Annotated in this window: 8 protein-coding genes; 3 read left to right on the top strand and 5 right to left on the bottom strand. The window is 61.1% G+C overall.

The window, feature by feature from the left end:
* The 4 genes from hisS to F8I07_RS09565 form a co-directional block, all read right to left on the bottom strand.
* The coding region (hisS, locus tag F8I07_RS09580; RefSeq protein WP_292658941.1) for a histidine--tRNA ligase at positions 1–889 on the bottom strand (889 nt) is incomplete at its 3' end.
* A 160-nt stretch (positions 890–1049) separates the two neighbouring features.
* Positions 1050–1625 carry a dTMP kinase gene (gene tmk, locus F8I07_RS09575; RefSeq protein ID WP_292658938.1) on the bottom strand — a complete coding sequence of 192 codons (576 nt, stop codon included), beginning with the start codon at positions 1623–1625 and terminating at the stop codon, positions 1050–1052.
* A complete protein-coding gene (coaD, locus tag F8I07_RS09570) occupies positions 1625–2101 on the bottom strand; it encodes a pantetheine-phosphate adenylyltransferase (RefSeq protein WP_292658936.1) in 477 nt (158 codons plus the stop codon). The genes tmk and coaD overlap by 1 nt, the downstream gene beginning before the upstream one ends.
* On the bottom strand, positions 2098–2616 hold the full coding sequence (locus F8I07_RS09565) for an OmpA family protein (RefSeq protein ID WP_292658933.1): 519 nt from the start codon (positions 2614–2616) through the stop codon (positions 2098–2100). Before F8I07_RS09565 ends, coaD begins: the two co-directional genes overlap by 4 nt.
* 251 nt (positions 2617–2867) lie before the next feature.
* Between F8I07_RS09565 and F8I07_RS09560 the strand changes: the two genes are divergently transcribed.
* From F8I07_RS09560 to F8I07_RS09550, 3 genes are all read left to right on the top strand, one after another.
* The gene (locus F8I07_RS09560; protein WP_292658943.1) at positions 2868–3425 is read left to right on the top strand and encodes a class I SAM-dependent methyltransferase; all 558 of its coding nucleotides are present in this window, start codon (positions 2868–2870) and stop codon (positions 3423–3425) included.
* Positions 3422–4129: a DUF434 domain-containing protein gene (locus tag F8I07_RS09555; RefSeq protein WP_292658931.1), complete on the top strand. Its 708-nt coding sequence runs from the start codon at positions 3422–3424 to the stop codon at positions 4127–4129. Before F8I07_RS09560 ends, F8I07_RS09555 begins: the two co-directional genes overlap by 4 nt.
* A 251-nt stretch (positions 4130–4380) precedes the next feature.
* A complete protein-coding gene (locus F8I07_RS09550; RefSeq protein ID WP_292658928.1) occupies positions 4381–5088 on the top strand; it encodes an MBL fold metallo-hydrolase in 708 nt (235 codons plus the stop codon).
* Here F8I07_RS09550 and hrpB read toward each other — a convergent pair.
* Positions 5085–7018 (bottom strand): ATP-dependent helicase HrpB (gene hrpB, locus F8I07_RS09545; RefSeq protein ID WP_292658925.1); only part of this gene is annotated, 1934 nt, incomplete at its 5' end. The genes F8I07_RS09550 and hrpB overlap by 4 nt on opposite strands.

Raw genomic sequence — 7018 nt, 5'->3', positions numbered from 1 at the left:
TGGGGCGGCCGTCCAGGAACTCCACCAAGCGGTCGTAGCGGCCGCCGCCGGCGATGGCGCTCTGGGCACCGATCTCGTCGCTGACGAACTCGAAAGCGGTCCCGGAGTAGTAGTCCAGTCCCCGGACCAGATTGGCATCGACCTCATAGGGGATGCCGCTCTCGGAGAGCAGATGCCTGAGTCGGTCAAAATCCCGGTCGCACTTTTCGCAGAGATTGTCGGTGATCCGGGGTGCTGCTTTGAGCAGATTTTGGCAGCTCTCGTTTTTGCAGTCGAGGACCCGGATGGGATTGGTGGCGATGCGGCGGCGGCAATCTTCGCAGAGTCCGTCTTTGATATCCTGCAGATGGTTGACGAGGCTCTCCCGATAGGGGGGCATGCACTCCTTGCATCCGAGGGAGTTGACCTTGACGCTGTAGCGGATCCCCAGGGTGTCGAAGATGTCGGCAAGCATCTGAATGAGAGTGAAATCCTCTTCGACCCCCGCTTCGCCGAAACTCTCCACCCCGAACTGGTGAAACTGGCGCAGGCGCCCCTTCTGGGGGCGTTCGTAGCGGAACATGGGGCCGAAGTAGAAGAAGCGGTATTTCTGCCCCTGCTGGCGGTCGAGTTTGGCCTGGATGAAGGCCCGGACCACTCCGGCGGTTCCCTCGGGGCGGAGACAGACGTCGTTGCCCCCTTTGTCGGTGAACTGGTACATCTCCTTGCCCACGATGTCGGAGCTCTCTCCCACGGAGCGTTTGAAGAGGCGGGTCTCTTCGAGGATCGGGGTTTCGATGTAGGAGAAACCGTAGTTTTGGGCGATTCGCGCCGCGGTTTCGGTGATATAGCGGTAGCGCTCGGCTTCTTCGAAGATCAGGTCCTTCATCCCGCGCAGTGCATTGATCATACTTTTGCCTTCTTCTTTATTTGGACTAGATAAATAGTGTCTATTGAATATGTCTCGTCATTCCGGGCTTGACCCGGAATCCACGCTCTGAGATGCCTATTCTCCCCTGGATCCTGAATCAAGTTCAGGATGACGTAATACAGTCAAAGTTTGTTTGCGATTATATCCCGAGATAGGTTACGATCTTTTGATGGATCACATCGACATCCTCTCGGGCGTCGATCGTCAGATAGGGGATGGCCAGTTTGGGGAGCGCCTCTTTCATCTTCGTCTGAACCGTCAGAAGATAATCGATGCCTCGGGCTTCGATCCCGTCGGTGCTTTTGGCGCCCAGACGCTCCCGGAGCGTCGCTTCGTCGGTCTCGAAAAAGAGAATTCTGTCGGGCCAATCCCCGTGAATGGCGAAGCGGTTGAGGGCGATCAGCTCCTCAAGGCTCGCCCCACCGTTGGCCAGGGCATAGCCGATCCCCGAGAGAAAGCCCCGGTCGGAGAGGAGGAGCCGGGAGCGGTTGGGACGGACGATCTCTTCGTAGTGCTCGGCCCGGTCGGCTAGAAAAAGCAGTAGCTCCGCCCGCTTGGAGCGGATCGTGCCGGTGAGGAGGATCTCCCGCGCCTTCTCGCCGAAAGCGGTGCCCCCGGGTTCCCGGGTGATGACGGCATCGGGGTGTTCGCGGGCGATACGCTCGATCTGGGTCGTTTTGCCGCAGGTGTCGATCCCTTCGAAAAGTACGTACATTACTCCCCTTCGGGTGTGATCATCTTATAAACCGCCGGGGGAAGTAGGTGTTCGACCCGGCCGCCGAAGTGGAGGATCGTCCGCACCACCGAAGAGCTGACAAAAGCGTGCTCAAGGCTGGGCATGAGGTAGATGGTCTCCAGATCCTTCTTAAGCGAAGCGTTGGCATATCCCATCTGGAGCTCATATTCGAAATCGCTGACCGCCCGCAGACCCCGGATGATGATGTTAGCCTCCAGCTCCGCGGAGAGATTGACCAAAAGATTCTCGAAGCCGATCACCCTCACCTTGGAAAACTCCCGGGTCGCCGCTTCGGCGAAGGCAATCCGCTCTTCCAGAGCAAACATCGGTTGCTTGCTCTTGGATTCGGCGACGGCGATGATGATCTCGTCGAAGATATTGCAGGCCCGCCGGACGATATCCATATGCCCGACGGTGATGGGGTCAAAGGTCCCCGGGTAGATGGCGCGTCTCATTGGACTTTGTTGATCTCGGCGCGGCGATTTTTGGCATGGCAGGGAGCGGAGTGGCCGGTGCAGACGGGGTTGCTTTCTCCGTAGCTGATGACGTCGATTCTGGAGGCGGGAATCCCGTTGCTTACCAGGATCGATTTGACGGCTTTGGCCCGTTTGAGGCCCAGTGCGTGGTTGTACTCATCGGTTCCCATTTCGTCGCAGTTGCCTTCGACGCGGATTTTTCCGGCGGCGGCAAGGCGTTTGATCTTGGGCAGATCGCTCATAATCCGCTGGAGCTGATCCCCTTCCACATCATAGCGGTCGGAGGAGAAGTAGATCATCTTGATTCCGCTGGCGCTTACGCCGTCCTGTCCGGTATATTTTCCGGTGCTGCTGATTCCCCCGGGGACCTCGGTGCCGTATTGGCTGCCGTTGCCGTTTCCATTGCCGGGTTGGGGTGCTTTGGGGGAACATCCGCTCAACAGCAGGGCTGTCGCAGCCCCCAAGATGATGATCCAAGGTGTCGATCGGTTCATGCAGACTCCTTTTGCTCCTCTAAAATTTCCATTATCCTACCATAAAAAGGTGACCTCTGAGATACTTTGACCTCTTTTGACTAACAGCCTTGATCAGAGGAAACCAATTCAATATAATGATTCATTCAATATAAGTCGGAGAAAAATTTATCAGAGAAATGGCGAAGATCGAACCCTTCGAAAAACATACGGACCGGTACGAGGAGTGATTTGAGGAGCATCCCGATCTCTATCGCTGGGAGCTCAAGGCGATCGAGCGTCTGCTGCCGGCCTTTACCGAGGGGGTGGAGATCGGGATCGGGACAGGACGTTTCGCTCTACCGCTGGGGATCCGGCTGGGGATCGAGCCCTCGCCGAAGATGGCAGTCCGTGCCATGGAGAAGGGGCTTGAGGTGATTCCAGGAACGGCCGAGGAGATCCCGCTGCCCGACGAGAGTGTCGATTTCGCTCTGATCGTGACGACGATCTGCTTCGTGGACGATCCTAGAAAGGCTCTGCGGGAGATCCGGCGCATCCTGCGGCCCGGCGGATGGGTTATCGTGGGCTTCGTGGATCGCGATACTCCGCTGGGGCGCTACTATCTGGAGCATCGAAACGAAAGCCGCTTCTATGCTCCGGCGACCTTTTTCTCCGCCAAGGAGGTGGCCGGCTTGCTGCGGGAAGCGGGCTTCGGGGAGTTGGAGGCGGTGCAGACCCTCTTTGGCGAGCGGCTGGAATCGATGGAAGGCGGGATTCGTCCCGGCTGGGGCGAAGGGGCCTTTGTAGTGATCCGGGGGCGCAGGATCGACGATCCGGAGGGACAGAAGTGAGGAAACATCGGGGCCCGGCGCCGGAGGACGGGCTCTTTCACGATCCGGAGCGGCTGCGGCGGCTTCGGGAGGCGGTCAAAGACCTGAGCTGGCTGCTGCGTCGGGGTTACGCCTCCAAAGCGGCCGCCGAGCTGGTGGGCAACCGTTATCAGTTGACCGGCCGGGAACGCCTGGCACTGAGCCACGCCAGCTGGGACCGCAGTGATCGTGCCGGTCGGCTCCGTCCGCAGGAGCTGCGGGGAGAGCAGGTCTGTGTGGACGGTTTCAATCTGCTGATCACCCTGGAGACAGCCCTGGGCGGCGGGGTACTGATCCGTGGGACCGACGGCCGGATCCGGGATCTGGCGGCGGTGCACGGCAACTATGCACTCCGGGCCGAAACCGAGGCGGCGATCCGCCTGGCCCTGAAGGGGCTACGGGAGCTGGGGGTGAAACGGAGCCGCTGGTATTTCGACCGCCCTGTCTCCAACAGCGGTCGGTTGGCGGTGTTGGTGGAGTCGACGGCCCGGGAGCTGGGGGTCGAAGCGGAGGCCGAGGCGGTGGACGGAGTGGATGGCCGGCTCAAACGCTGTGAGGGGGTGGTGCTCAGTGCCGATGCGGCGATCCTGGACAGTGAGGGGGTGCGCTGGTTCGATCTGGCGGAGTATCTGATCGAACGGAAGATCCCCGGGGCGTGGATCGTGGATCTGGGGGATGAGCGTTAAGTGTTGAGTATTGAGTCCGTTTAATCCTCTGATCAATTTGTGTCATTCCGGGCTTGACCCGGAATCCAGGGCTTAGAATGCCTAATAAACCGTGGATCCTGAATCGAGTTCAGGATGACGGGGAGCGATTATTTCGCTTATTCAGAGTACTCAATCAGTTTAGAAGGTTTATTACCGCATCATAAGTTTGAGATAGTTACTTGCTGCGGTGGTAATAAGGGATAAAATAAAAGTCTCTGAAAGGGAAAACGATGAAACTGACAATTCTGTTTGACAATGTGCATCATCGAGAGGAGATGACACCGCTTTGGGGCTTTGCCTGCTGGGTGGAACCGGAAAAGGAGGAGCCCTGGCTCTTCGATACCGGCAGCAACGGGCGGGTTTTGCTCAAAAATGCTTCGATCGCGGGAGTGGAGCTAAACCGGGCGAAGGAGCTGGTGCTCTCCCACCCCCACTGGGACCATGTGGGCGGACTCGATACGGTGCTGGAGCTGGCCCCCTCGATCCGACTCTACCTGACCGAGAGCTTCTCCAAGCTCTGGATCCGGGATCTGGAGCGACTAAGCGGCGGGGTGACCGTGGTCGGAGAGAAGCCGATGCCCCTCTTCGACGGGGTAGAGTCCACGGGGATGATGGCGGAGATTGGGGAGCAGTCGGCTCTGATTCGCAGTTCCATCGGGCCGGTGCTGCTGACGGGTTGTGCCCATGCCGGCATCGTGGAGATCGCCGCGCGGGCCACGGAGATGGCCGGAGAACCTTTGGCTCTGGTGATGGGGGGATTCCACCTCTTTCGCAGTGAGGAGTGGGAGATCGAAGAGGCGATCGAGGGATTGGTTGCCCTGGGGGTTCGACAGGTCTGTCCTACCCACTGCACGGGAGAGCGGGCGACGGAGATGTTCCGTACCGCCTTTGGAGAGGATTGTCTGCAAGGCGGCGTCGGAGCGGTCGTGGAGATTTAAGGACGGGCCATTCCCTTTTTGGTCCGGCGGGTCGGTGTGGCGGTGAAGGGATCCTCGGGCCAGTAGTGTTTGGGATAGCGTCCCCGCATCTCTTTGCGCACTTCGGGATAGACCCGGCGCCAGAAGTTCTCCAGATCCCGGGTGAGGGCGAGGGGACGGCGGGTCGGGGAGAGGAGCTGCAGTGTCAATGGAAGCTCTCCCCCCAGGATCCGGGGGGTCTCCCGCCAGCCGAAGAGCTCCTGAAGCCGTGCCGCCAATACCGGAGCTTCAGGATCAGCATAGTCCACGACCGCCCGGGTGCCCGTGGGCAGCTCGATCGTTGCGGGAAAAAGCCGATCGAGGCTCTGCCGCTCTTCCCAGCTCAGTGAGCCCTCCATAATATTTTTCAGGTCAAGGTTTTTGAGATCTTCCAGGCTGTTCATCCCCTCTATCCAGGGCAGCAGCCACTCCTCCAGGCTCTCCAGGAGTGCCTCGTCGCTCCAGTCGGGGAAGAATTCGGGTCGGTGCCGGTGGGCAGCCAGGAGCCGCTCTCGCAGAGCACTGGCCGAACTGCTCCAGGGGAGAGATTCTACGCCCCGCTGACGTATTCCTTCCAACAGAAGCTGTGAAACCTCCTCTCCTTCGGGACGGGGGAGGGGGCGCTGTTCCAGGATCAGATGGTGAAAGCGCAGCGCTTCCCGTGCCTCCACTCTGCCCGTGGTGTCGTTATAGCGCAGCTCTTGGTGCCGTTGCACCGTGTGAGGATAGGCTTTTCGGAGATCGTCGTGGCTCAAGGGTGCGGCTCGGCGGATCCGTCGGGTCATCCCTTCGCCGGAGCTTTCGGCGACCGCCAGAAGCGGATGACGGGCCAGAGTGCTCTGGGGCGGGAGGGTCATCCCCCGCCCCGAGGCGGCCAGGTAGGCGCCGTCATTCCCCCGCTGCCTGGCGATGCGCTCGGGATAGGCCAGGGCGGTCAGCAGACCGGCCCGGTCGCTGCGGACCGCGGTTTGTACTTCCGTACCGCTCTGCCTGAGAAGGCTCCAGAAACGCTGCCGCAGCGTCGGGGGAGTCGAGGAGCCCGACAGGAGGCGGTGGAGCTCCTCCATCTCCTCGGCCAGGTCATCACTGCGAATGATCGGGAGGCGTTCGGTCAGGAGCAGGGTCAGCAGGACCCCCTCGTAGCCCAGTTCCATCTCCGCCGCCCGCAGGAGCATGTGGGCGATGCGCGGGTGCTCCCCCAAATCCAAGGCGCGTTCCCCAAGGGGGGTGAGGGATCCCCGATCCTCCAGCATCTCCAGTTCACGGAGCAGGCGGATCGCCTCCTCCATCGCCTGCCGGGGCGGCGGATCGATCCAGCCCAGTTCCTCCGGGGCGGCTCCCCAGCGGGCCAGTTCCAGGGCCAGAGGTGCCAGGTCGGCCTGAAGGATCTCCGGCGTGCTGCGGGGGGCCAATGCCCGGTGCTCGTGCCAGAGACGGTAGCAGACCCCGGGAGCGGTACGTCCCGCCCTTCCGGCCCGTTGGCGGGCAGAGTCGGCGGCGATAGGACGGGTCCGCATCCGCTCCATCCCGACGGCGGCATCGTAGGAGACTTCCCGCCGGTAGCCGCCGTCCACGACGATGCGGATCCCGTCGATGGTGAGGCTGGTTTCGGCCAGATTGGTCGCCAGGATCACTTTGCGCATGCCGGGGGATGCGGGGCGGATGACACGGCGCTGCTCCTGCGCCTCCAGAGCTCCGTAGAGCTCCAGCACCTCCACCTCCGGTCCTACCCCCTCCAGAAGGCGGGTACATTGTCGGATCTCCCGAAGGCCGGGGAGGAAGGCGAGCAGGGAGCCTTCGTGCCGCTGCAGCGCCTCTTTGACGGTGCGGGCGGTTTCGGTAGCCAGGTTGTCCGGCGTGACGGCAGGGGCACGGGGGTCACGGTAGTGCAGTGTTACCGGGTAGGAACGGC

The sequence above is a fragment of the Nitratifractor sp. genome (genome assembly GCF_015487065.1).
GTDB lineage: Bacteria > Campylobacterota > Campylobacteria > Campylobacterales > Sulfurovaceae > Nitratifractor.
The sequence above is the reverse complement of the archived record's forward strand: the minus strand, read 5'-3'. Positions and strand labels throughout refer to the sequence as shown.

Coding starts and splice junctions, on each gene's coding strand:
- F8I07_RS09565 (WP_292658933.1), bottom strand. CDS start 2,616: ATGAACCGATCGACACCTTGGATCATCATCTTGGGGGCTGCGACAGCC.
- tmk (WP_292658938.1), bottom strand. CDS start 1,625: ATGTACGTACTTTTCGAAGGGATCGACACCTGCGGCAAAACGACCCAG.
- coaD (WP_292658936.1), bottom strand. CDS start 2,101: ATGAGACGCGCCATCTACCCGGGGACCTTTGACCCCATCACCGTCGGG.
- F8I07_RS09550 (WP_292658928.1), top strand. CDS start 4,381: ATGAAACTGACAATTCTGTTTGACAATGTGCATCATCGAGAGGAGATG.